The following is a 25,100-nucleotide window of genomic DNA, read 5'->3' on the forward strand; positions in this document are numbered from 1 at the left end:
ATGGCGGCCGACCGGTCGATGCAGGGCCTGCTGGCCTCATCGCCGGCAAGCCGGCTCCTGCAGGGGATCGCTTTCAGTCGCCCAGTTCGGTTGGCGTTTTTGCATGAAGGCCTGCGTCCCCTCGGTGCCTTCGGCTCCGGTCACCGCTTCGCCGAAGCGCCGGGCCGCCTGATCGAGCAACGGCCCCAGCGGCTGTTCGTCCAGCAGCAGGGCCTTGGTCGCGGCATTGGCTTGCGGCGCACAGCGCAGTACCTGGCCGAGCACCTCGCCGAGACGCTCGGCCAGGCCCTGGGCATCGTGCTCGACAAAATGCACCAGCCCCAGGCGTCCGGCCTCTTCGCCGTCAAAGCGTGCTGCGGTCAAGGCCAGGCGACGGGCCTGGGTCAGGCCGATGCGTCGGACCACAAAGGGCGCGATCTGCGCCGGCAACAAGCCCAGACTGGTTTCCGGCAGGCCGAATTGCGCGGTGTGCGCGGCAATCGCGATGTCGCTGACACAGGCCAGGCCGAAGCCGCCGCCGAGTACGGCGCCTTGCAATACGGCGATCACCACCTGCGGTTGCTGCTGGGTTTCTTCCAGCAGGGCGCCGAACGCCCGGTTCAGTTCCTGATAGGCCTGGGCTCCCTGGGCGCGGGCCTGGACCATGTCCCTTATATCGCCACCGGAGCAGAAATGCCCGCCGGCTCCGCACAGCACCAACGCTCGCACCGCGCGATCGTCGCGCACGGCGGCCATTACCGCACGCAGTTCGGCGACCATCTGCAGGCTCATGGCATTGCGACTGTCCGGGCGGTCGAGGGTGATATGCAACACACCGTTGTGGGTTTCCAGGCCCAGGGTCTGGCAGACGGGCAGGGCGCTCATCGTTTTTTCCCCGGCAGGATGCCCATCAGCTTGCAGATGATGCCGAGCATGATTTCGTCGGCACCGCCGCCGATCGACACCAGCCGCACATCGCGATAGGCCCGGGCCACCGGGTTGTCCCACATGTAGCCCATGCCGCCCCAGTATTGCAGGCAAGCGTCGGTGACCTCGCGGCCCAGTCGCCCGGCCTTGAGCTTGGCCATGGAGGCCAGGCGGGTGACGTCCTGGCCCCTGGTGTATTGCTCGGTGGCCTGGTAGACCAGCGCCCGCAGGCATTCGATCTCGGTGGACAGTTCGGCGAGGCGGAAGTGGATTACCTGGTTGTCGAGCAGCGGGCTGCCGAAGGTCTGGCGTTCCTTGCAGTAGGCAATGGTGCTGTCGACGCAGTACTCCAGGCCCTTGATCATGTTCGCCGCGCCGAACAGCCGTTCCTCCTGGAACTGCAGCATCTGCATCATGAACCCCGCACCTTCCTGGCCGATGCGGTTGCGCTGGGGCACGCGGACGTTGTCGAAGAAGATCTGCGCGGTTTCCGAGCTGCGCATGCCGAGTTTGTCCAGGTGCGGGCTGAGGCTGATGCCCGGGCTGTTCATCGGCACCATGATCAGCGACTTGTTGACGTGCGGCTTGTCGTCCGAGGTGTTGGCCAGCAGGCAGATAAAGTCGGCGCTCGGTGAATTGGTGATCCACATCTTGCTGCCATTGATCACATAGTCGTCACCGTCCTTGCGCGCATGGGTCTTGAGCCCGGCGACATCGGAACCGGCACCGACTTCGGAAACGCCGATGCAGCCCACCTGCTCGCCACTGATGGCCGGACGCAGGAATTCCTCGCGCAGGGCATCGGAGCCGAAGCGCGCCAGGGCCGGGGTGCACATGTCGGTCTGCACGCCGATGGACATGGGGATCCCTCCGCAGTGGATGCTGCCGAACTCCTCCGCGGCGACAATCGAATAGCTGTAGTCCAGGCCCATGCCGCCAAACTGCTCGGGCTTGGAAATACCCAGCAGGCCCAGCTCGCCGGCCTTGCGAAAGATGCCATGGATCGGGAAGCGCCCGGCCTTTTCCCATTCATCGACATGGGGATTGATCTCGTGTTCGACGAACTGGCGAACGGTACGGCGCAGCGCTTCATGTTCCTGGGTAAAGATCATTGTTGTTCTCCTGTGGTCTTGGCGCTCAGAACCTCGCCACGCCGAAGCTGTTGGCGTGCAGTGGACGCGCCTCGGCTTCGTGGCAGATATCCAGCAGGTAGCCCAGCAGTGTCCGGGTGTCCCGCGGGTCGATCAGGCCGTCGTCCCACAGGTTGGCGGTGCCGTAGAGGGCGGTGGACTGGCTGTCGAGTTTTTGCGCGGTCACCTGCTCCAGCATGTCGAGCATCTTTTCGTCGACGGCCTGACCGTCCTTGACCTGCCTGGCCTCGGTGACAATGCGCAGCACCTTGCCGGCCTGGGCGCCGCCCATCACCGCGGTGCGGCTGTTGGGCCAGGCAAAGATGAAGCGCGGGTCGAGGCCGCGGCCGCACATGGCATAGTTGCCGGCACCGTAGGAGCCGCCGACGACGAGGGTCAGTTTAGGCACCCGCGCGTTGGCCACCGCCTGGATCATCTTCGCGCCATGCTTGATCACCCCCTGTTGCTCGGACTCGGTGCCGACCATGAAACCGGTGGTGTTGTGCAGGAACAGCAGCGGCGTCTGGCTCTGGTCGCACAACTGGACGAACTGCGCGGCCTTGCTCGCTCCCTTGGGGGTGATCGGGCCGTTGTTGCCGATCAGCCCGCAGGCGCGTCCCTGGATCTGCAGATGACCGCAGACCGTCTGCTGGTCGAACTCGCCCTTGAACTCCAGGAAGCTCGAACCATCGGCCAGGCGGGCGATGATTTCCCGTACGTCATAGGGCTTTTTCGGATCGTCGGGAATCAGTCCCAGCAGGTCATCGAGGGGGTACAGCGGTTCGGTGAAAGTCGGCGCGGGCAAGCGCGGCAGCCGCGTGTTCCACGGCAGGTGGGCGACGATCTCGCGAGCCAGACGAATCCCGTCGGCGTCGTTTTCCGCCAGGTATTCTGCGGTCCCGGCCACCTGCGCGTGCATTTCGGCGCCCCCGAGTTCTTCGTCGGTGGCGACTTCTCCCGTGGCGGCCTTGAGCAGCGGCGGCCCGGCGAGGAACAGCTTGGCCTTGCCGCGCACCACCACCACATAATCCGACAGCCCCGGCTGATAGGCGCCGCCGGCGGTCGCCGAGCCGTGGACCACGGTAATCTGCGGCAGGCCCATGGCCGACATCCGCGCCTGGTTGGCGAAGCTGCGCGCGCCCTCGACAAAAATTTCCGCGGCATAATTCAGGTTGGCGCCGCCGCTTTCCGCCAGGGTGAGCACCGGCAGTTTGTTTTCCATGGCGATCTGTTGCAGGCGCAGGGTCTTTTTCAGGCCGCTGGGGGAAATGGTCCCACCCTTGATCGCGCTGTTGTTGGCCACCACCAGCAGGCGCACCCCGGACACGTAGCCGATGCCGGCGATCAGGCCGCCGCCGGCCTGGCTGCCATCCTTGTCGTCGTGCAGCTTGTAGCCGGCCAGGCTCGCCAGCTCGAGAAACGGCGCGCCGGGGTCGAGCAGCAGGTTCAGGCGTTCCCGGGGCAGCAACTGGCCGCGCCGGATGAACTTGTCCCGGGCCTGCTCGGCCTTGTCCAGCAGGTTCTGTTCCAGCTGGCGCAGCTGTTCGAGACTGGCCAGCAGGGCGTCGCGATGGCGGGCGAAGTCGACGGACTGACGGTCTAGCTGGGATTCGATCACCGGCATGGTTTACTCCTTGTCCTTGAGCACATCCGGCAGGTAGGCCCGATGGAAGCCGTTGTACGACTCGCTGTGCCGCGCCGGCTGCAGCGGCCAGGCCCGGCTGCCGAGGCTGGCGCCGCCGTCGATGCGCAGGGTGCTGCCGCTGATGAAGGCCGCCGCCGGACTGAGCAGGAAGACAATCGCCGCGCTGACCTCGGACTCGGTGCCGATGCGCTTGAGCGGCACGTGCTCGCGCAAGGTCGGAATGACTTTCTTGAAGGCCCCCTCGTAGGTGTCCATGCCGCTGGAGGCGATCCAGCCCGGCGCCACGGCATTGACTCGGACCCCGGCATGGCCCCATTCGAAGGCGGCGGTCTTGGTGAAGTTGTCCATGCCGGCGCGGGCGGCCCCCGAGTGGCCCATGCCGGGCATGCCGCCCCACATGTCGGCGAGCATATTGACGATGCTGCCGCCGTGCTGGCTCATGCACTGGTTGAAGACTTCCCGGGCCACCAGGAAACCGCCCACGAGATTGGTGCGCAGCACGGTTTCGAAACCTTTCTGGTTGATCGAGGCCAGGGGCGCCGGGTACTGGCCGCCGGCATTGTTGATCAGGCCGTGGATCGGGCCGTGCTCGGCCAGCAGTTGGCTGACCAGCTGTTTCACTGCGTCTTCGTCGCGGATATCGCAGGCCTGCCAGGCGGCGCTGCCGCCGTCCCCATGGATCTCGGCGGCGACCGCCTGCAGCTTTTCGGCCTTGCGCCCCACCAGCAGCACCCGGGCTCCGAGTGCGGCCAGTTCATGGGCGGTGCAACGGCCGATACCACTGCCGCCGCCCGTGACGAGGATCGTCTGGCCGTTGAACAGATCGGCTTTGAACACGGAAGCGTAGGTCACGGTGACGGTCCTTCAGGCCAGTTGATCGGCAAGCTGTTGCGGCACGGGAATCTGGATTTCCAGCAGTTGCTGGGCAAAGGCCTTGCCCTGGGGATCGATGCGCAGGCTGGCGACACCACCGCCGCCCAGGGCGTTTTCCAGCAGGAAGTTGAGGCTGTGGCTGCCCGGCAGGTACCAGCGCTCGACGCGCCCGTGCACGGGATCGAGGACATGGCTCATCCAGTCGACGACCACGGCCGCGGTCAGGGCCTCGGCGATCCAGGGCAGGTATTCCGGGCGTCGGGCCATGACCCCGATATTGCTGTGATTGCCCTTGTCGCCGGAGCGCGCCACCGCCAGCCTGATCAACGGCACGTTGGCTTCGGCACGGCCTTGCGGCCTGGGTGGCTGCAGGTCCTCGGTGACGCTGGCCGGATCGAATGAGGCGAGGACGGGCAGGGCACAAGGGTGGAGCTGCCCGTCGATGTGCACGCCAAGTTCACAGGCGCTCTTGTCGATCAGGAACGAGAACAGCCGGATCAACGGGTACACCGTCGGCCGTCCGCCGACAATGCCGGTCAGCCCCGGCGCCATGCCGGTGGCGGCCTGGGCGATTTCCCGGGAGAACAACACCAGGGCCCGCTTGTCCGGATGACGCACGGCGAGCTTGACCACCACCTCGCGGCTGTCCTGGCGCCGGCCGTGGGGACCGTAGGTGGCCTCGCTGCCGAGCAGTTCGATATTCACTTCGCTGTAAGGTGCCCAACCGTGCAGGCGGAACATTTGCGCGGTCTTGTCGATGATCGCCTGGCTGACGCGGCGGGCCTTGTCCACGGCATCGATGCCGGCCATCAGGCAACTGGCGGTGCAGCGAAAACCATCCGGCCAGGTGGCACTGACCTTGTATTGCGCGGTGGGTGGCAAGCCCCTGGCGCCGCGCACGCTGACGGCATTTTCGCCGTGTTGGGCGAGCGTCACCCGGGTGAAATCGCAGATCACGTCCGGCAGGTGATAGGCCCGTGGGTCGCCGATCTCGTAGAGCAGTTGTTCGCCCACGCTCAGCGGGCTCACCAGGCCACCGCTGCCTGTTGGCTTGCTGACGATAAAGTCGCCGTCGGCACCGACCTCGACGATTGGAAAGCCGATATGTTCATAGTCCGGCACCTCGCGCCAATCGGTGAAGTTACCGCCGGTGCACTGCGCGCCGCATTCGATGATATGCCCGGCCAGGGCGGCCTGGGCCAGTTTGTCGTAGTCGCTCCAGGACCAGCCGAATTCATGTACCAGGGCGGCGCTGACCACCGCGCTGTCCACCACCCGCCCGGTGATCACGATATCCGCGCCCAGCCGCAGGGCTTCGACGATGCCCGGTGCGCCGAGGTAGGCGTTGGTGGAGACGCAGAACGGCGGCAATGGCGCGCCGCTGTACATTTCGTGGATGCCGCTGCCGGCCAGTTGCTGGAATCGTGGTTGCAGGTCGTCGCCTTGCAGCACGGCGATCTTCAAGGCCACGCCGGCCTTGTCGCAGGCCCGTTGCAGGACGGCGGCGCAGGCCAGCGGATTGACCCCGCCGGCGTTGCTGATGACACGGATGCGCTGCCGGGCGATATCCGCCAGCAAGGGTTCGAGCACTTCGACGAAGTCCGTGGCGTAGCCGGCCTCGGGATCTTTCAGGCGCGCTCCGGCGAGGATCGACAGGGTGATCTCCGCCAGGTAGTCGAATACCAGATAATCCAGGCGCCCGGCTTCCACCAGGGGACGTGCGGCAGTCGAGGTATCGCCCCAGAAGGCGCTGGCACAACCGACACGAATCGTCCTGTTCATTCGCACACTCTCCGAAAGGGATGCGCCGAGACTACCAAGCAAGCGCTTGGTTTGTAAATCCCGTGACCGAGTTTAGCCCAAGCGCTTGCTTGGGACCGCCCGTAGGCTTAAATTGCGCGCGCAACCTCCCGGTTTCCGGGCGTGCAACGGCACAGTGTAGCCAGAGGAGAATGCCGTGAACGAACAACAAGCCCAGCAGGTGATACGTGATCTGGTGCAGGAAGGGCAACTGACCGACCCGGACAGTGCCCGTGGCAAACTGCTGCAGACCGCCGCGCATCTGTTTCGCAACAAGGGCTACGAGCGCACCACGGTGCGTGACCTGGCGAGCGCCATCGGCATCCAGTCGGGGAGCATCTTTCATCACTTCAAGAGCAAGGACGAGATCCTGCGCGCGGTGATGGAGGAAACCATCCACTACAACACCGCCTTGATGCGAGCTTCCCTGGCCGAGGCCGCTAGCTTGCGCGAGCGGGTGCTGGCGTTGATCCGCTGCGAGCTGCAGTCGATCATGGGCGGCACCGGCGAGGCCATGGCGGTGCTGGTCTACGAGTGGCGTTCACTGTCGCCGGAAGGGCAGGCCAAGGTCCTGGCACTGCGCGACGTTTATGAACAGATCTGGCTGCAGGTGCTCGGCGAGGCCCGCGATGCGGGCTATATCAAGGGGGATGTGTTCATCACCCGGCGTTTTCTGACCGGGGCCTTGTCCTGGACCACCACCTGGTTTCGCCCCCAGGGCAGCCTGACGCTGGAGCAACTGGCCGACGAAGCCCTGATGCTGGTCCTCAAAGATAGCTAAGTGCGCGTTGTGCAAGTAATTATTTAATCGGCGTGGCGTTGTCTAAGTAATCGAAAGCGCCTAGTTTAATGGCATCGATGGTATTTTCTGAGGTACGTGGCCTTGAACCTTTCGCCAGTACGGATGGCATTCCGAATTCTAGGGTTGGCGCTGGGGATGCTGGCGGTGCAAACCGTGTCGGCCGCGCAGGAAGTCAAGATCGGTGCCGCGCACTTTCCGCCCTACACCATTCGACCCGAGCAGGGCGCCGATACCGGTGTGCTGCCGCAGCTGGCGGAAGCCTTGAACGCCTTGCAGAGCGACTACCGCTTTGTCCTGGTGCCGACCTCGATTCCCCGACGTTTTCGCGATTTCGAAGAGGGTCGCACCGACATGGCGATCTTCGAGAATCCGGAATGGGGTTGGAAGGAGATTCCCCATGTCAACGTCGACATGGGCCTGGAAGATGCCGAGATATTTGTCGCCCAGCACAAGCCGGATCGTGGCCAGGGCTATTTTGCCGATCTGAAAGGCAAGCGCCTGGCGCTGTTCAGTGGTTATCACTACGAGTTCGCGCAGTTCAATGCCGATCCCAAGTTCCTCGCCGAGACCTACAACGCCACGCTGACCTACTCTCATGACAGCAACCTGCTGATGGTGCTGCGTGGACGGGCGGATATCGCCCTGGTTACCCGGTCCTATCTGTTCGACTACCTGAGCCGCAACCCGGGGACCGCCAAGGAGTTGCTGATCTCCGAGCGGATCGATCAGGTCTATCACCATTACGCCCTGCTGCGGCCGAAGGCACCGATCAGTGGTGAGGTATTCGGCCGGTTGCTGCAGCGGCTGCGGGATAATGGTGAACTGTTGAAGATCTTCCAGCCTTATCGGATCACCGTCATGCCGGTGGCCGATGTGACCAAGACGCCGCTCTGACGCGCCTGCGTGTCATCCTTGCGACACAATGAGCGGGTGGCCCCGCTCTTTTTGCCTGTCGGCTCTCAGCGCCGGGCGAAGGTGTCGCTACGGGTCCCCGAGACCTTCCGGCAATGCACCAGGGCATCGCGGATCATGAAGTTCACCAGGGTCGGCGATACGCCCAGTTCCTTGGCGATGTCCTTCTGCGGCACGCCGTGCAGGCGATACATCTCGAAGGCATAGCGGGTGCGCTGGGGCAGCTCGGTCAGTGCGTCGGCAATATGCTCCAGCGTCGAGAAGTTGATGTGCGAGGTTTCTGGCGACGCGCCGTGGATAACCACATTCAACCCTTCCTCCTCCGGCCCTGAATACTTCAGTTCCAGCGCCTGCTTGCGATAGTGGTCGATCGCCAGGTTGCGCACGATCTGGAACAGGTAGCTGAGTTGGGCCTTGAACGACGAGGTGATCTGCGGCGCCGATTGCAGTCGGAAAAACGCGTCCTGTACCACGTCCTCGGCCCGCGAGCGGCACCCGGTGATGCGCGCGGCGATCTTGACCAGGATCAGGCGATTATCGACAAAGGCCTGGAGTAACGGTGAATCACACCTGCTTGTGGATACTTGTTCCGTCATGGAAATCACCTTGTAGCGAATAGGTTGTAGGCCGGGGTCTGTCAGCGACTGGCTACACATCGAGCGACAAATTATGCTGAATGATAATGATTGTCAATTGAGAAGTAGAATTAATGATACCTGCTGATGCATTACCGAGACATGACGCACCGCCCTGGGGCGTTTGCCCGCAGGATCCCTGCACCGCGCCGGACTAATTATTTGCCAACGTCATCCGTTCTCATGTGGACAGGCCGGGTAAGCGACCCGGTCAAGGATCGATACCCGTGAGGAGGGCGCAATGGTTAATCGCAACGGTGGCTGGGCATGAGCACCTCTTTGAACCTTCGCCTGTTCTGCCTTCCCTATTCCGGCGCCAGCGCCATGGTCTACAGCCGCTGGCGGCGCAAGCTGCCGGAGTGGCTGCAGGTGCGGCCGTTGGAATTACCGGGACGCGGCATGCGCATGAACGAGCCGCTGCAGGTGGATATCGCCCGCCTGGCCCGGCAGTTGGCGGATGAAATCGCCGCCGAGCTGGATCGCCCTTATGCCTTGTTCGGCCACAGCCTGGGCGGCTTGCTGGCGTTCGAGCTGGCCCATGTGCTGCGCGCCCGTGGGCTGCCGGCACCGTTGGCGTTGTTCGCTTCCGCCACGGCCGGGCCGGCCAGGCGCGATGTCAGTGAATATGCCCTGGCGAAAACCGACGAGCAGTTGCTGGATCGTTTGCGCGAACTCAAGGGCACTCCGGCGGATGCCCTGGCCAACAGCGACCTGATGCAGATGATGTTGCCCATCCTGCGCGCCGACTTCTTGCTCTGCGGCAGTTTCCAGTACGGCGAACGCGAATCGTTGTCCGTGCCGATCCATGTGTTTGGCGGTAAGCAGGACAGCGTCCGTGTAGACGAACTGCTCGACTGGCAGGAGGAAACCGCCACCGGTTTTTCCCTGGACATGTTCGAGGGACACCACTTCTACCTGATCGAGCAGGAAGCCGCGCTGTTGCGCCACCTGCGTCGTTATGCCGACCAGCATCTGGCGCGCTGGCGCAATGATCAGGCCCGCCAGCTGACCCGCGCCGCCAGCTGAGATCCGTGTTGCGCCTGCGGGTGCAACCTTTTCCAAGAATTCAATTTGCTAGCCGACTCAGGCAGGAATCCCATGATGGACGCGTTCGAACTCCCCAATACCTTGGCCCAGGCCCTTCAACGCCGTGCGCTGCAGACCCCGGATCGAGTGGCGCTGCGCTTTCTCGCCGAAGACAAGGAACAGGGTGCGGTCCTCAGTTATCGGGATCTGGACCTGCGGGCGCGTACCATCGCCGCGGCGTTGCAGGCCAATGCCCGCCTGGGCGATCGTGCGGTGCTGCTGTTTCCCAGCGGCCCGGACTATGTCGCGGCGTTCTTTGGTTGCCTGTACGCCGGGGTGATTGCGGTGCCGGCCTACCCGCCGGAGTCGACCCGCCGTCATCATCAGGAGCGCCTGCTGTCGATCATCGCCGATGCCGAGCCGCGTCTGGTGCTGACCAGTGCCGACTTGCGCGAACCGTTGCTGCGGATGGACGAACTGACAGCCGCCGATGCGCCGCAATTGCTCTGTGTCGATACCCTCGACAGCGGGTTGGCCGCAGCCTGGCAGGAGCCTGGTGTAAAACCTGACGACATCGCCTTCCTGCAATACACTTCCGGCTCCACTGCGTTGCCCAAGGGCGTGCAGGTCAGCCACGGCAACCTGGTTGCCAACGAGCTGCTGATCCGCCATGGCTTCGGCATCGATCTCAATCCCGACGACGTGATCGTCAGCTGGCTGCCGCTGTACCACGACATGGGCCTGATCGGTGGCCTGCTGCAACCGATCTTCAGCGGCGTACCTTGTGTACTGATGTCTCCGGCGTATTTCCTCGGTCGGCCGTTGCGCTGGCTGGAGGCGATCAGCGAGTACGGCGGGACCATCAGCGGCGGCCCGGATTTCGCCTATCGGCTGTGCAGCGAGCGGGTCAGCAAGAGCGCCCTGGCGCGGCTCGACCTGAGCGGCTGGCGCGTGGCCTACTCCGGTTCCGAGCCGATCCGTCTCGACACCCTCGAACGTTTCGCCGAAAAGTTCGCGCCGTGCGGTTTCAGCGAACAGAGCTATTTCGCCTCCTACGGCCTGGCGGAAGCCACCCTGTTCGTTGCCGGTGGTCAGCGTGGCCGGGGGATTGCGGCGTTGCGTCTGGATGAGGCGGCCCTGGCGCGCAATCGCGCGGAGCCGGGCGAGGGCAGTCCGATCATGAGCTGCGGCACCCGCCAGCCCGAGCACGCGGTACTGGTGGTCGAGCCGAACAGCTTGCAGGTACTCGGCGAAAACAGCGTCGGTGAAGTCTGGGCCGCCGGCCCGAGCATTGCCCATGGCTACTGGCGCAACCCCGAGGCGTCGGCCAAGACCTTTGTCCAGCATGACGGCCGCACCTGGCTGCGCACCGGCGACCTGGGTTTCCTGCGCGAGGGTGAGTTGTATATCACCGGACGCCTGAAAGACATGCTGATCGTGCGCGGGCACAACCTGTATCCCCAGGACATCGAGCAGACCATCGAGCGCGAAGTGGAAGCGGTACGCAAGGGCCGGGTAGCCGCTTTTGCCGTCACTCGCGACGGCCAGGAAGGCATCGGCATCGCTGCCGAAATCAGCCGCAGCGTGCAGAAGGTCCTGCCCCCCGACGCTTTGATCAAGGCCATCCGCCAGGCGGTGGCCGAGGCGTACCAGGAAGCGCCAGGCGTGGTGGTGCTGCTCAATCCGGGCGCCTTGCCGAAGACTTCCAGCGGCAAGCTGCAACGGTCGGCCTGCCGCGACCGCCTGGCCGATGGCAGTCTCGACAGCTATGCGTTGTTTCCCGACCAGACGGCTGTACCCGGCGAGGTGGTCGAGGCGGTTGCCGACGATCTGCAGGGACTGATCGGACGGATCTGGTGCGAGCAGTTGCAATTGCAGCAGATTGCCGGCGACGATCATTTCTTCCTGCTCGGCGGCAACTCGATCCTGGCGACCCAGGTGGTGGCCCGGTTGCGCGAAGCGCTGGGCATCGAATTGAACCTGCGGTTGTTGTTCGAAGCACCGACCCTCGCAGCCTTCGCCGCCGAGGTGGCGCGGCAGCAACAGGACGGCGGGCTGGCCCAGGGCGCCATCGCGCGCCTGTCGCGCCATGGAGACCTGCCGCAGTCCCTGGCCCAGAACCGCTTGTGGTTCCTCTGGCAACTGGACCCCCACGGCAGTGCCTACACCATTCCCGGCGCCTTGCGCCTGCGCGGCGAGCTGGACGAGGCGGCGGTACGCAGCAGTTTCCAACGCTTGATCGAACGCCACGAATCCCTGCGCACGCGTTTCTACGAGCGTGATGGCCAGGCCCTGCAACGGGTCGACGTCGATGCCGCGTTCGAACTGCAACTGATCGACCTCAGTGATCTGCCGGCAGATCAACGTGAAGCCCGCGCCCGACAGATTCGCGAGGATGAAGCCCATACCCGGTTCGATCTGGAGAAGGGGCCGCTGTTGTGGGTGACCCTGGTACGCCTGGATGACCAGGAACACCAGTTGCTGGTGACGATGCATCACATCATTGCCGATGGCTGGTCGCTGAATATCCTCATCGACGAGTTCTCCCGGTTGTACGCAGCGGCTGCCCAGGGGCAGATCGCCGAACTGGCACCTTTGCCGTTGCAGTACGCCGACTACGGCAGTTGGCAGCGCCAATGGCTGGCCCAGGGCGAAAGCCAGCGCCAGCTGGCGTACTGGAAAGAACAACTGGGTGACGAGCAACCGACCCTCGGCCTGGCCACCGACCATCCGCGTTCGGCACAGAAACGCCACAGTGCGGCGCGTTTGAACTTGCGCCTGGACGCCGGGCTCAGCGAAGCGGTGCGCCAGGCCGCCCAGGCCTGTGAGGCGACGCCGTTCATGCTGTTGCTCGCGGCGTTCCAGAGCCTGTTGCACCGCTACAGCGGCCAGCGCGACATTCGTGTCGGCGTGCCGAGTGCCAACCGCCCGCGCCTGGAAACCCAGGGACTGATCGGCTTCTTTATCAATACCCTGGTCCTGCGCGCCGAGCTGGATCCGCGCCTGCCATTTGCCGACCTGCTGGCGCAAACCCGCCAGGCGACCCTGGGGGCCCAGGCCAATCAGGACCTGCCGTTCGAACAATTGCTCGAAGCCTTCCCCGATGCCCGCGAGCAAGGCCTGTTCCAGGTCATGTTCAACCACCAGCAGCGCGACCTCGGTGCCTTGCGCCGCCTGCCGGGGCTGCTGGCCGACGAATTGCCCTGGCACAGTCGCGAGGTCAAGTTCGACCTGCAACTGCACAGCGAGGAAGATCGCCACGGCCGGCTGAGCCTGGCCTTCGACTACGCCGACGAACTGTTCGACGAGGCGACCATTGCCCGCCTGGCCGGGCATTTCGTCAGCCTGTTGCAACAGGTCACCAGCCGCCCGCAACAGGCTATCGGTGAGCTGTCGTTGTTGACGGCAAGCGAACAGGAACAGCAACGCCAGTGGAGCGTCGCGCCTTGTACTCCAGCCGGCCAGTGGTTGCCCGAGCTGTTGAATCGCCAGGCGCTGCTGACCCCCGAGCGCACCGCGTTGCTGTGGGAGGGTGGCAGCCTCGACTTTGCCGAGCTGCATGCCCAGGCCAACCGCCTGGCCCACTACCTGCGGGACAAGGGCGTCGGCCCGGATGTGCGGGTGGCCATTGCCGCCGAACGTTCACCCCAGTTGCTGATCGGTCTGCTGGCGATCATCAAGGCCGGCGGCGCCTATGTACCGCTCGACCCGGATTATCCGAGTGAACGCCTGGCCTACATGCTCGCCGACAGCGGCGTCGAATTGCTGCTGACCCAGAGCCATCTGCTCGACGACCTGCCGGTGACCGCCGGCGTCAGCGCCGTGGCGATGGACCTGCTCAAGCTCGACAACTGGCCGAGCCAGGCGCCGGGCCTGCACCTGCACGGCGACAACCTCGCCTATGTGATCTACACCTCCGGTTCCACCGGTCAGCCCAAGGGCGTCGGCAATACCCATGCGGCCCTGGCCGAGCGCCTGCAATGGATGCAGGCCACTTACGCCCTGGACTCCAGCGATGTGCTGATGCAGAAGGCGCCGATCAGTTTCGACGTGTCGGTGTGGGAGTGTTTCTGGCCATTGATCACCGGTTGCAAACTGGTGCTCGCCGGTCCCGGCGAACACCGCGACCCTTATCGCATCGCGCAACTGGTGCAGGCCTTTGGCGTGACCACGCTGCACTTCGTGCCGCCGCTGCTGCAACTGTTTATCGACGAGCCGCAGGTGGTGCAATGTGCCAGTCTGCGCCGGCTGTTCTGCGGTGGCGAGGCGTTGCCCGCCGAGTTGCGCAACCGGGCCCTGGAGCAGTTGCCGCAGGTGCAGTTGCACAACCGCTACGGCCCGACCGAAACCGCGATCAACGTGACCCACTGGCACTGCCAGTGGGTCGATGGTGAGCGTTCGCCGATCGGCCGGCCGCTGGGCAACGTGCTCTGCCGAGTTCTCGACGCCGATCTGAACCCGCTGCCCGGCGGCGTGCCGGGCGAATTGTGCATCGGTGGCATCGGTCTGGCCCGTGGTTACCTGGGCCGCGCCGGGCTGACCGCCGAGCGTTTTGTCGCCGACCCTCAGGGAACGGCGGGCGAGCGCCTGTACCGCACCGGCGACCGCGTACGCTGGGGCGCCGATGGCGTGCTGGAGTACCTCGGTCGCCTGGACCAGCAGGTCAAGCTGCGTGGCTTGCGGGTCGAACCCGAGGAAATCGAAGCGCGCCTGCTGGCCCGGGACGGCGTCGCCCAGGCCGTGGTACTGGTCCGCGAGACCGCTGCCGGCGGGCAACTGATCGGCTACTACAGCAGCCCCGAGGCGACTGAAACCGAAGCACTGCAGAGTGCCCGGCTCAAGGCCGCGCTGGCGGCGGAGCTACCGGAATACATGGTGCCGGCGCAACTGGTGCGCCTGGACGAAATGCCCCTGAGCCCCAGTGGCAAGCTCGACCGCAAGGCCCTGCCCGAGCCGCAGTGGCAGGTGCGCGAGCATGTCGAGCCGAGCACGGCGCTGGAGCAGCAGATCGCCGCGATCTGGCGTGAAGTGCTGGGCCAGCCGCAAGTCGGGCTGGGCGATGACTTCTTTGCCCTTGGTGGCCATTCGCTGCTGGCGACCCAGATCATTTCCCGGACCCGCCAGGCCTGCGATGTCGAGCTGCCGTTGCGGGTATTGTTCGAGGCTCCGGAACTGGGGGCGTTTGCCGAACGGATCCGCCTGATCCAGCTGTCCGGCCAGCGCAACCAGCAATCGCCGATCGGTACTGTCGACCGCAGCCAGCCGGTGCCGTTGTCCTATTCTCAGCAACGCATGTGGTTCCTCTGGCAGATGGAACCGGACAGCCCTGCCTATAACGTCGGCGGCATGGCGCGGTTTACCGGCGTGCTCGATGTGGCCTGTTTCGACGCCGCGCTGCAAGCCTTGATCCTGCGCCATGAAACCCTGCGTACCACCTTCCCGAGCATCAATGGCGTGGCCCATCAGCGGGTGGCGCCCGAGACCGGCATCCGCCTGGCCTGGAAGGATTTTTCGGCCCTTGATCGCGAGACGCGCGAGCAACGCGTGCAACAACTGGCCGACAGCGAAGCGCACCTGCCGTTTGACCTGGAAACCGGACCACTGCTACGGGCCTGCCTGGTCAAGGCCGCGGCGCAGGAGCATTATTTTGTCCTGACCCTGCATCACATCGTCACCGAAGGCTGGGCGATGGACATCTTCGCCCGCGAATTGAGTGCGCTCTACGAAGCGTTCATCGAAGGGCGCGAGTCGCCGTTGCCGCCGTTGGCGGTGCAGTACCTCGACTACAGCGTCTGGCAGCGCCAGTGGCTGGAGTCCGGCGAGCGCCAGCGCCAACTGGACTACTGGACCGCGCAACTGGGCAACGAACACCCGTTGCTCGAATTGCCGGGCGACCGTCCGCGGCCAGCAGTGCAAAGTCATCGGGGCGAGTTGTACCGCTTCGACCTCGGCGATGAACTGGCGGCACGGGTGCGGGCGTTCAACGCGCAACATGGCCTGACCCTGTTCATGACCATGACCGCCGCGCTGTCCGTGCTGCTCTATCGCTACAGCGGCCAGACCGACCTGCGCATCGGCGCGCCGGTGGCCAACCGGATCCGTCCGGAAAGCGAAGGCCTGATCGGCGCCTTCCTCAATACCCAGGTGCTGCGCTGCCAGCTCGACGGACAGATGCGCGTCGAGCAGTTGTTCGAGCAGGTACGCCATACCGTGATCGAAGGCCAGTCCCATCAGGACCTGCCGTTCGATCATCTGGTGGAAGCCCTGCAACCGCCCCGCAGCGCGGCCTACAACCCGCTGTTCCAGGTGATGTGCAACGTCCAGCGCTGGGAGTTCCAGCAAAGCCGCAGCCTCGGTGGAATGAAAGTCGAATACCTGGTCAACGATGCCCGGGCGACCAAGTTCGACCTCAACCTGGAGGTCACCGACCTCGACCATCGCCTGGGTTGCTGCCTGACCTACAGCACCGACCTGTTCGACGAACCGCGTATCGCGCGCATGGCCGGGCATTGGCGCAACCTGCTGGAGGCGCTGATCGGCGATCCGCAACAGCGCCTGAGCGAATTGCCGCTGTTGCAGGCCGACGAGCAGCAGGCGCTGTTCGCCAGCCTGGGGGCCGAAGACGGCGAGCAGCGCCTCGACCAATGCATCCACCGCCTGTTCAGCCAACAGGCCGAGGCCCGGCCGCTGGCACCGGCGCTGACTTTTGCCGGCGAGACCCTGAGCTACGCCGAACTCAATGCCCGGGCCAACCGCCTGGCCTGGCGCCTGCGCGAGCAGGGCGTGGGCCCGCAGGTGCGGGTCGGCCTGGCGTTGGAGCGTTCGCTGGAAATGGTCATCGGCCTGTTGGCGATTCTCAAGGCCGGCGGCGCCTATGTGCCGCTGGACCCGGAGTACCCGCTGGATCGCCTCAACTACATGATCGAGGACAGCGGCGTCGGCTTGCTGCTGAGCAACAGCGCCTTGCTTGCGGCTCTCGGCCCCTTGCCGACGGGCGTCGCGCAGTGGTGTCTGGAGCAGGACGGTCCGGCCCTGGCGGCGTATCCATCGGACGAGCTGCCGTTTATCAGCCTGGCGCAGCACCAGGCGTACCTGATCTACACCTCCGGCTCCACCGGCAAGCCCAAGGGCGTGGTGGTGTCCCATGGTGAAATCGCCATGCATTGCCAGGCGGTGATCCGCCGCTTCGACATGCAGCCCGATGACTGTGAACTGCATTTCTATTCGATCAACTTCGACGCCGCCACCGAGCGTCTGCTGGTGCCCTTGCTCAGCGGCGCGCGGGTGGTGCTGCGGGCCCAGGGGCAGTGGGATGCCGAGGAAATCTGCCAGCTGATTCGCCAGCAGCGGGTCAATATCCTTGGTTTTACCCCGAGCTACGGCAGCCAGTTGGCCCAATGGCTGGCGACCCAGGCGCAGACCCTGCCGGTGCGTATGTGCATCACCGGTGGCGAGGCGCTGACCGGCGAACACCTGCAACGGATTCGCGCGGCATTCCAGCCGAGCCTGTTCTTCAACGCCTATGGGCCGACGGAAACCGTGGTCATGCCACTGGCCAGCCTGGCGCCCGAACAGCTGGAAGAGGGGGCGGCCAGCGTACCGATCGGCAGCGTGATCGGTGCCCGCGTGGCCTATATCCTCGATGCCGACCTGGCGTTGGTGCCGCAAGGTGCCACCGGCGAGCTGTATGTTGGCGGGGCCGGTCTGGCCCAGGGTTATCACCAGCGTCCGGGAATCACCGCCGAGCGTTTTGTCGCCGATCCGTTCGCCACCGATGGCGCGCGTCTTTATCGCACCGGTGACCTGGTCCGTCAGCGTGTCGATGGCCTGGTGGAATACCTGGGACGGATCGACCATCAGGTGAAGATCCGCGGTTTCCGCATCGAGTTGGGGGAAATCGAAACCCGGCTGTTGGATCATGCGGCGATTCGCGAGGCCGTGGTCCTGGCGCTGGACGCCCCCGGCGGCAAGCAACTGGCCGCTTACCTGGTCAGCGATGTGGCGACGCAGGACGAAGCACGGCAGGTACAGCTGCGCGAAGCGCTCAAGGCGCACCTGAAAAGCCAGTTGCCGGACTACATGGTGCCCACCCACCTGATCCTGCTGGACAGCATGCCGTTGACCGCCAACGGCAAGCTCGACCGGCGTGCCTTGCCCGCACCGGACCCGCAGCTCAACCGCCAGCACTATGTGGCGCCGGGCAATGAGCTGGAACAAAGCCTGGCCGGGATCTGGTGCGAGGTGCTGAACGTCGGACAGATCGGACGGGGCGATAACTTCTTCGAACTCGGCGGTGACTCGATCCTGTCGATCCAGGTGGTCAGCCGGGCCCGCCAGCTGGGCATTCACTTCAGCCCCCGCGACCTGTTCCAGCACCAGACCGTGCAGAGCCTGGCGGCGGTGGCGACCCGCAGCGAGCGGATCAGCGCCGAGCAAGGTTTGCTCACGGGTGCTTCGAGCCTGACACCGATCCAGCACTGGTTCCTCGATAGCGAGATCCCCCAGCGCCAGCACTGGAACCAGGCGCTGGTCCTGGCGCCGGTGCGGGCGCTCGAACCCCATGCGTTGGAGCGGGCCCTGGCGGCGCTGCTGGAGCATCACGATGCATTGCGTCTGAGTTTCACCGTCGAGGCGGGTAACTGGCGGGCCGAATACCGCGCGCCGGACGAGAGACCGTTGCTGCAACAGGTACGCGTCGCGGCGATGACGCAGTGCACCGCACTGTTCAGCGAGGCGCAACGCAGCCTTGACCTGCAACAGGGACCGTTGCTGCGGGCCTTGCTGGTGGACGGACCGCAGGGCGAACAACGCCTGTTGCTGGCGATTCATCACTTGGTGGTGGACGGGGTTTCCTGGCGCATTCTGCTGGACGACCTGCAGACCGCCTACCGTCAATTGCTGGCCGGCCAGGCGCTGCAATTACCGGAGAAAACCAGTGCCCTGCGTGACTGGGCGAACCGTCTGCAGGCCTATGCCGGCAGCGAATCCCTGCGCGAAGAGCTGGCGGGCTGGCAGGCGCAACTGGCCGGGCCGAACCTCGACCTGCCTTGCGAGCGTCCTGACGGCGGGCGGCAGAACCGTCACGCCGAAACCGTCAGTGTCCGTCTTGATGCGGCACGGACCCGCGCCTTGCTGCAACAGGCCCCGAGCGCCTACCGCACCCAGGTCAACGACCTGTTGCTGACCGCCCTGGCGCGGGTGGTCTGCCGCTGGACCGGGCAGCCATCGGCGTTGGTACAACTGGAAGGCCATGGCCGTGAGATACTGTTCGACGAGATCGACCTGACCCGTACCGTCGGCTGGTTCACCAGCGCCTATCCGGTGCGCCTGAACCCGCTGAATATCGAGGAGGCCGCGGGGCAGGGCGACTCGATCAAGGCCATCAAGGAACAACTGCGTGGCGTGCCGCACAAGGGCCTGGGTTATGGCGTGCTGCGCTACCTGGCCGAGCCGTCGCTGCGCGCGGCGATGGCGGCCTTGCCGGTAGCACCGATTACCTTCAACTACCTGGGGCAGTTCGACCAGAGCTTCGGCGATGACGCGCTGTTCCGTCCGCTGGAAGAGTCGGCGGGCGAGGCCCATGGTGCCGAGGCACCGTTGCCCAACGAGTTGAGCATCGACAGCCAGGTCTATGGCGGTGAGTTGGTCTTGCGCTGGACCTTCAGCCGCGAACGTTTCGACAGCAACACCGTGGCCGAGCTGGCGGACGCCTACCTGGGCGAACTGAGCAGCCTGGTCGAGCACTGCCTGCGCGACGATGCTGGCGGCCTGACGCCTTCGGACTTCCCGCTGGCACGCCTGACCCAGCTGCAACTCGACGCGCTGCCGGTGGCGGCCGGCCAGATCGAGGACGTCTATCCGCTGACTCCGATGCAGGAAGGCCTGTTGCTGCACACCCTGCTGGAGCCGGGCACCGGGCTGTATTACATGCAGGACCGCTACCGGATCAACAGCGAGCTCGATCCGCAACGCTTCGCCCAGGCCTGGCAGGCAGTGATTGCCCGTCATGAAGCCTTGCGTGCGTCGTTCTGCTGGAACGTCGGCGAAGACATGCTGCAAGTTATCCACAAGCCGGGCAGCACGCCGATCGAGTACCTGGACTGGAGCGCCAAAGCCGAGGAGCGGCAGGAGCCGCGTTTGCAGAGCCTGCTCAAGAGCGAGCGTGAGGCCGGCTTCGATCTGCTGCGCGAAGCACCGTTCCACCTGCGCCTGATCAAGGTCGGCGCGGCGCGCTACTGGTTCATGATGAGCAACCACCACATCCTGATCGATGCCTGGTGCCGCTCGTTGCTGATGAACGACTTCTTCGAGATCTACACCGCCCTCGGCGAAGGACGTGAAGCGCAACTGGCCGTGCCGCCGCGCTACCGCGACTACATCGGCTGGCTGCAACGCCAGGACCTGGCGGCGGCGAAGCAGTGGTGGAAACACAACCTGCAAGGCTTCGAACGCACCACCCATATCCCCAGCGACCGGCCGTTCCTGCGCGAGCATGCCGGAGATAGCGGCGGCATGGTGGTCGGCGACCGCTACACCCGTCTCGATCCTCGTGACGGCGCGCGACTGCGGGAGCTGGCGCAGCAACACCAGTTGACCATCAACACCTTTGCCCAGGCGGCCTGGGCTTTGGTCCTGCGCCGCTTCAGCGGTGATCGCGACGTGCTGTTCGGCGTCACCGTGGCAGGCCGCCCGGTGGACATGCCGCAGATGCAGCGCACAGTCGGACTGTTCATCAACAGCATCGCGCTGCGGGTGAAACTGCCGGAAGAGGGCGTCGGCTGCAGTGTGCGCAGTTGGCTCGGCGGCTTGCTCGAACGCAATATGGAACTGCGTGAGTACGAATACCTGCCGCTGGTGACGATCCAGGAAAACAGCGAGCTGCCCAAGGGCCAGCCGTTGTTCGACAGTCTGTTCGTGTTCGAGAATGCGCCGGTGGAGGTCTCGGTGCTGGACCGCGCGCAAAGCCTCAATGCGACCTCGGACTCGGGCCGTACCCACACCAACTTCCCGCTGACCGCGGTCTGCTATCCAGGCGATGACCTGGGGCTGCACCTGTCCTATGACCAGCGTTATTTCGAGGCGAGCAGCATCGAGCGTCTGCTCGGCGAGTTCAAGCGCCTGTTGCTGGCACTGGTGGACGGTTTCCATGGCGATATGGACGAGCTGCCGCTGCTCGGTGCCGAGGAACGCGACTTCCTGCTCGAAGGTTGCAACCAGAGTGCCCATGACTATCCGCTGGAGCAGAGTTACGCAGCGTTGTTCGAGGCACGGGTGGCCGCGCATCCGCAACGGATCGCGGCGACCTGCCTGGAACAGCAATACAGCTATGAGCAGTTGAACCAGTCCGCTAACCGCCTGGGCCATGCCCTGGTCGCGGCCGGCGTTGGTTTCGACCAACCCGTGGCCCTGCTGGCCGAACGCAGCCTCGACCTGCTGGGGATGATCGTCGGCAGCTTCAAGGCCGGCGCTGGCTACTTGCCGCTGGACCCGGGTCTGCCGAGCCAGCGCCTGAGCCGGATCATCGAGCTGAGCCGTACACCGTTGCTGGTCTGCACCGCGGCGTGCCGCGAACAGGCCGAGGCCCTGCTTGCGGAACTGAATTGCACGCGGCCGCAGTTGCTGGTCTGGGAGGAGGTGCAGCAGGGCGCATACCCGTTGTCCAATCCGGGCATCCACAGCACGCCGGACAACCTCGCCTATGTGATCTACACCTCCGGTTCCACCGGCTTGCCCAAGGGCGTGATGGTCGAGCAGCGCGGCATGCTCAACAACCAGTTGAGCAAGGTGCCGTACCTGGTGCTGGATGAAACCGACGTGATCGCCCAGACGGCTTCGCAGAGCTTCGATATTTCGGTCTGGCAGTTCCTGGCCGCAGCGTTGTTCGGTGCCCGCGTGGATATCGTGCCGAATGCCATCGCCCACGATCCGCAAGGCTTGCTGGCCCATGTCCGGCAGCAGCGGATCACGGTACTGGAAAGCGTGCCGTCGCTGATCCAGGGCATGCTGGCCCAGGAACGGGTCAGCCTCGACGGCCTGCGCTGGATGCTGCCGACCGGCGAGGCGATGCCGCCGGAGCTGGCGCACCAGTGGTTGCTGCGTTATCCACAGGTCGGCCTGGTCAACGCCTATGGTCCGGCGGAGTGTTCGGACGACGTGGCGTTCTTCCGCGTCGACCTGGCCTCGACCCGTGGCAGCTACCTGCCGATCGGCACGCCGACCGACAACAACCGCCTGTACCTGCTCGACGGTGCCGATGAACTGGTGCCGCTGGGTGCCGTGGGTGAGTTGTGCGTGGCTGGCAGCGGTGTCGGTCGTGGTTATGTCGGCGATCCGCTGCGCACGGCCCAGGTATTCGTGCCCAATCCGTTCGGCGCGGCGGGCGAGCGCCTGTATCGCACCGGCGACCTGGCGCGTCGGCGCAGCGACGGCGTGCTGGAGTACGTCGGCCGGGTCGACCATCAGGTGAAGATTCGCGGTTACCGCATCGAACTGGGGGAAATCGAAGCCCGCCTGCACGAGCAGCCGGAAGTCCGCGAGGCGGCGGTCAGTGTCCAGGACGGTGTCAACGGCAAGCACCTGGTCGGCTATCTGGTGGCGGCCGACACGGCGCTGAACCCGGGCGAATGCCTGGACCGGATCAAGCAGCGGCTGCGGGCGCAACTACCGGAGTACATGGTGCCGTTGCACTGGCTGTGGCTGGAGCGGCTGCCGCTCAACGCCAACGGCAAGCTTGATCGCAAGGCGCTGCCGGACCTGGAGATCGGCCAGTTGCACGGCCAGGACTACCTGGCCCCGCGCAACGAGCTGGAGCAGACCCTGGCCGCGATCTGGGCCGAGGTGTTGAAGGTCGAGCGGGTCGGGGTGCTGGACAACTTCTTCGAACTGGGCGGGCATTCGTTGCTGGCGACGCAGATTGCTTCACGGGTGCAAAAGACCCTGCAACGCAATGTGCCGCTGCGGGCGATGTTCGAATGCAGCACGGTGGAGGAACTGGCGGGTTATATCGACGGGCTGGAGGCCAATGAGATCAACGAGGAGAAAGTCGATCGCCTGAGTGACCTGATGGCGGAGCTGGAAGGCCTGTAAGGTCTTCCCGATCGTTGATGATCGTTCCCACGCTCCGCGTGGGAATGCAGCCCGTGACGCTCCGCGTCACAGACCCGGAGCGGACGCAGAGCGTCCAGAGAGGCGTTCCCACGCAGGAGCGTGGGAACGATCAACAAGCCGGCTCCCACACTATCTGATCAATGCTGTTACTGGCCTTTATAGGACCATTTTATGTGGTCGGTGGGGATGCCCAATGCCTTGAACTTCTCTTCCACCGAGCCCAGGCAGGCGCCACCGTCGGGCTTGTAGTGGCCCGAGGCGTCGTTGACCATGGCGATGACATCCACCACACCGTCGATATCCGCTCTTCTCTCGATCCTGAATTCACCCGCGCAGATCACCGGCCTGCCGTTACCCAACTGGCTGTGCCGGATATAGTCCGCGCTGTCGTCGTGGTTCCACAGTCGATAGATGATCGAGCCCTCCGGTGTGAATACCCATGTGTAGCTGTTGTTGCCGTCATTGGGCTTCAGTGCTTCACAGTCCCGGGTCTTGAGGATTTCGCCGATCAACCGGCCATTGTTCATGCCGATCAACTGACCGACGCCGTCGATGCTGGACGGGTCGTAGTTGCGCCAGGCTTTCAGGTCGCCGATGTAGGGCATCAGCGTCACCGGATAGGTCTGACCGTTGAAGTCGATGTGCCGGTTGTAGCGGATATCCCGCCAGTTGCACCAGGAAATCGTGCTGCCCCAGGAAATATGCGCGGAGCGGTACGGCGGCGAAACCCAGCGATTGATGTGGCGTAGCGAGTCGTTCAGGTAGCGGTCGTTGGCTTTCAGGATGATGGACCCCAGCTTCCACTGGTCGTTGCCCCCCGATTCGGCTATCGATTCCTGATAGAACAGAATCGTATGGACATCGCGCATCGGGATCCTCGGCTTGCCGAACATCGCCTGGATATCGATATCGATGGTGACCGAATCGCCCGCCGAAGGCGCATCGAACAGGCGCACGGCTTTGTCGAGGGAGGTCAGGGTCATCATGATCTTGTCCGAAGTGCCGCCCCAGAACACGTTGGCGACGGTGACGGTGACCGACAGCTTGCTGATGTAGCCCAGTTGCTTGCGCTGGAAGACCGGGCTGGTGGCCCGGCGCTGCCTGATGTGACGTATCCGCCAGTGCACGCGCTCGGTGCGCAGGGTGTCATAGTCCATCAGCCGGATTCGCCCGTCTTCAAACTCGAGCACTTTTCCGCTCAAGGGCTGGATCAGGTAACCGTCGCTGCTCATGTACCAGCTCTGATGGGCATCCTCGGGCTCCGGGGCGGCGAGGAGGAGGACGTCGGACTTCTCGGTCAGGGCCAGTCCGGTCGCGACATCGATCAGCTTCTCCTGCTCGTATCGCCAGGCCCCGTATTGCTCCTGCGTCTCTTCTACCGACACAAGCTGCGCGTGTGCGGTGTTGAATACCAGCCTGGACCCCGGGTATTTGTTGCTGCCGAGGAAGAAGTGTTGCTCGGGCAGCAGTTGCGTCAACTGATTCTCTCGGGTGAACGGCGAAACGATATAAGGCTTGAAAAACCAGTGTTGACGTTCTGTCAGGGACGTCGCGCGCTCGGCGAGCTCCACGGTCCGTTCGCCGGTCTGCGTCCAGGCCAGGTCATTGCTGAAAGAGCGGATGCTCCCCTGGCGATCGATATTCCACTGGTCATTGCCCGTTTCGTCACTGTCCAGCAGGTGCATCGATGAGGCCCCGGAAGCGCCTTGCACCGACGATAGACGTCGATTTTCCCGACCGGTAAAGATCGCGCCGATGCTGTCAACGACCCAGATCTGCTGGCTGCTCGCGGCGAGAGGTTCCAGGGCTACGGCCGGGCCGGTGCTGTCCCAGCTCAGGGCGGCCCCACTGTGGCTATTGATGATCCAGAAGTACTGGTGGGTATCTTCCGCGGTTTCGTGAAGGATGGTACGGACCCTGGTGTGACGACCGTGCTGTCGATCCAGGAATACCAGCCAGTCCGAACGCTCGATATGTATTGAAACCAGCTTCTGGTCGCCCAGTTTCAGCACCTTCTGGCCCAGCAGTTCGCGAGTCGGACCGTATGCCAGCAGATGCAGCTCGCCAGGATTCCCGAGATTATTGAGCGGCCAGTAGTCGATACAGCCCTGGCTGACGACGACGAGGGGGCCATTGGATTCCATGGTCGGCGCCTGATCGGTCTCTGCCCAGATGGGTTCCAGGTGATCGGCGAACGACGGGGCGCGGGAGCGTGGGATATGGCGTATCTGCGCCAGGTAAATATTGAGCGACATGACTGCCCT

The 25,100-nt window shown here is 64.5% G+C and carries 11 protein-coding genes; 4 read left to right on the forward strand and 7 right to left on the reverse strand.

The genetic code is table 11. The annotated features are described in order from the left end of the window. Nucleotides 1–36: 36 nt before the first annotated feature. Genes HX851_RS36070 through HX851_RS36090 form a run of 5 tightly spaced genes read right to left on the reverse strand, consistent with a single transcriptional unit; the run spans nt 37 to nt 6,336 of the window. Nucleotides 37–864, reverse strand: a complete 828-nt coding sequence (locus HX851_RS36070) for an enoyl-CoA hydratase/isomerase family protein (RefSeq protein WP_177064331.1) — start codon at nt 862–864, stop codon at nt 37–39. Continuing rightward, the gene (gene atuD, locus HX851_RS36075) at nt 861–2,018 is read right to left on the reverse strand and encodes a citronellyl-CoA dehydrogenase (protein ID WP_177057346.1); all 1,158 of its coding nucleotides are present in this window, start codon (nt 2,016–2,018) and stop codon (nt 861–863) included. Before atuD ends, HX851_RS36070 begins: the two co-directional genes overlap by 4 nt. Nucleotides 2,019–2,043: 25 nt before the next feature. After that, entirely contained in the window at nt 2,044–3,660 is a 1,617-nt protein-coding gene (atuC, locus tag HX851_RS36080; protein ID WP_177064332.1) for a geranyl-CoA carboxylase subunit beta, read from the reverse strand. Nucleotides 3,661–3,663: 3 nt separating this feature from the next. Next, nucleotides 3,664–4,533 (reverse strand): SDR family oxidoreductase, encoded by an 870-nt coding sequence (locus HX851_RS36085; RefSeq protein WP_177057344.1) that lies wholly within the window; start codon nt 4,531–4,533, stop codon nt 3,664–3,666. Between the two features lie 12 nt (nt 4,534–4,545). After that, nucleotides 4,546–6,336 carry an acyclic terpene utilization AtuA family protein gene (locus HX851_RS36090; protein WP_177064333.1) on the reverse strand — a complete coding sequence of 597 codons (1,791 nt, stop codon included), beginning with the start codon at nt 6,334–6,336 and terminating at the stop codon, nt 4,546–4,548. Nucleotides 6,337–6,511: 175 nt separating this feature from the next. Here HX851_RS36090 and HX851_RS36095 point away from each other — a divergent pair, with 175 nt between their 5' ends. Further along, the gene (locus tag HX851_RS36095; RefSeq protein WP_369680880.1) at nt 6,512–7,135 is read left to right on the forward strand and encodes a TetR/AcrR family transcriptional regulator; all 624 of its coding nucleotides are present in this window, start codon (nt 6,512–6,514) and stop codon (nt 7,133–7,135) included. A 156-nt stretch (nt 7,136–7,291) separates the two neighbouring features. Beyond that, the gene (locus HX851_RS36100) at nt 7,292–8,050 is read left to right on the forward strand and encodes a substrate-binding periplasmic protein (protein ID WP_438362377.1); all 759 of its coding nucleotides are present in this window, start codon (nt 7,292–7,294) and stop codon (nt 8,048–8,050) included. A gap of 65 nt (nt 8,051–8,115) precedes the next feature. Here the strand turns inward: HX851_RS36100 and HX851_RS36105 are convergent, their stop codons facing one another. Beyond that, the gene (locus HX851_RS36105) at nt 8,116–8,664 is read right to left on the reverse strand and encodes an RNA polymerase factor sigma-70 (protein ID WP_177057342.1); all 549 of its coding nucleotides are present in this window, start codon (nt 8,662–8,664) and stop codon (nt 8,116–8,118) included. Nucleotides 8,665–8,970: 306 nt separating this feature from the next. Between HX851_RS36105 and HX851_RS36110 the strand changes: the two genes are divergently transcribed. Then, nucleotides 8,971–9,729, forward strand: a complete 759-nt coding sequence (locus HX851_RS36110; protein WP_177057341.1) for a thioesterase II family protein — start codon at nt 8,971–8,973, stop codon at nt 9,727–9,729. A gap of 72 nt (nt 9,730–9,801) precedes the next feature. After that, nucleotides 9,802–22,815 (forward strand): non-ribosomal peptide synthetase, encoded by a 13,014-nt coding sequence (locus HX851_RS36115; RefSeq protein WP_177064334.1) that lies wholly within the window; start codon nt 9,802–9,804, stop codon nt 22,813–22,815. Between the two features lie 167 nt (nt 22,816–22,982). On the opposite strand, the gene HX851_RS36120 is transcribed toward HX851_RS36115, so the two are convergent. Continuing rightward, nucleotides 22,983–25,091: an RICIN domain-containing protein gene (locus tag HX851_RS36120; RefSeq protein WP_177064335.1), complete on the reverse strand. Its 2,109-nt coding sequence runs from the start codon at nt 25,089–25,091 to the stop codon at nt 22,983–22,985. Between the last annotated feature and the right edge of the window lie 9 nt (nt 25,092–25,100).

The sequence above is a fragment of the Pseudomonas gingeri genome (assembly GCF_013385635.1).
In the GTDB taxonomy this organism is placed as follows: Bacteria; Pseudomonadota; Gammaproteobacteria; order Pseudomonadales; family Pseudomonadaceae; genus Aquipseudomonas; species Aquipseudomonas gingeri_A.

Bases quoted from the DNA above. Each gene is read 5' to 3' on its own strand.
- HX851_RS36120 (WP_177064335.1), bottom strand. From the start codon at position 25,091: ATGTCGCTCAATATTTACCTGGCGCAGATACGCCATATCCCACGCTCC.
- HX851_RS36105 (WP_177057342.1), bottom strand. From the start codon at position 8,664: ATGACGGAACAAGTATCCACAAGCAGGTGTGATTCACCGTTACTCCAG.
- HX851_RS36100 (WP_438362377.1), top strand. From the start codon at position 7,292: ATGCTGGCGGTGCAAACCGTGTCGGCCGCGCAGGAAGTCAAGATCGGT.
- atuD (WP_177057346.1), bottom strand. From the start codon at position 2,018: ATGATCTTTACCCAGGAACATGAAGCGCTGCGCCGTACCGTTCGCCAG.
- HX851_RS36110 (WP_177057341.1), top strand. From the start codon at position 8,971: ATGAGCACCTCTTTGAACCTTCGCCTGTTCTGCCTTCCCTATTCCGGC.
- HX851_RS36090 (WP_177064333.1), bottom strand. From the start codon at position 6,336: ATGAACAGGACGATTCGTGTCGGTTGTGCCAGCGCCTTCTGGGGCGAT.
- HX851_RS36070 (WP_177064331.1), bottom strand. From the start codon at position 864: ATGAGCGCCCTGCCCGTCTGCCAGACCCTGGGCCTGGAAACCCACAAC.
- atuC (WP_177064332.1), bottom strand. From the start codon at position 3,660: ATGCCGGTGATCGAATCCCAGCTAGACCGTCAGTCCGTCGACTTCGCC.
- HX851_RS36115 (WP_177064334.1), top strand. From the start codon at position 9,802: ATGATGGACGCGTTCGAACTCCCCAATACCTTGGCCCAGGCCCTTCAA.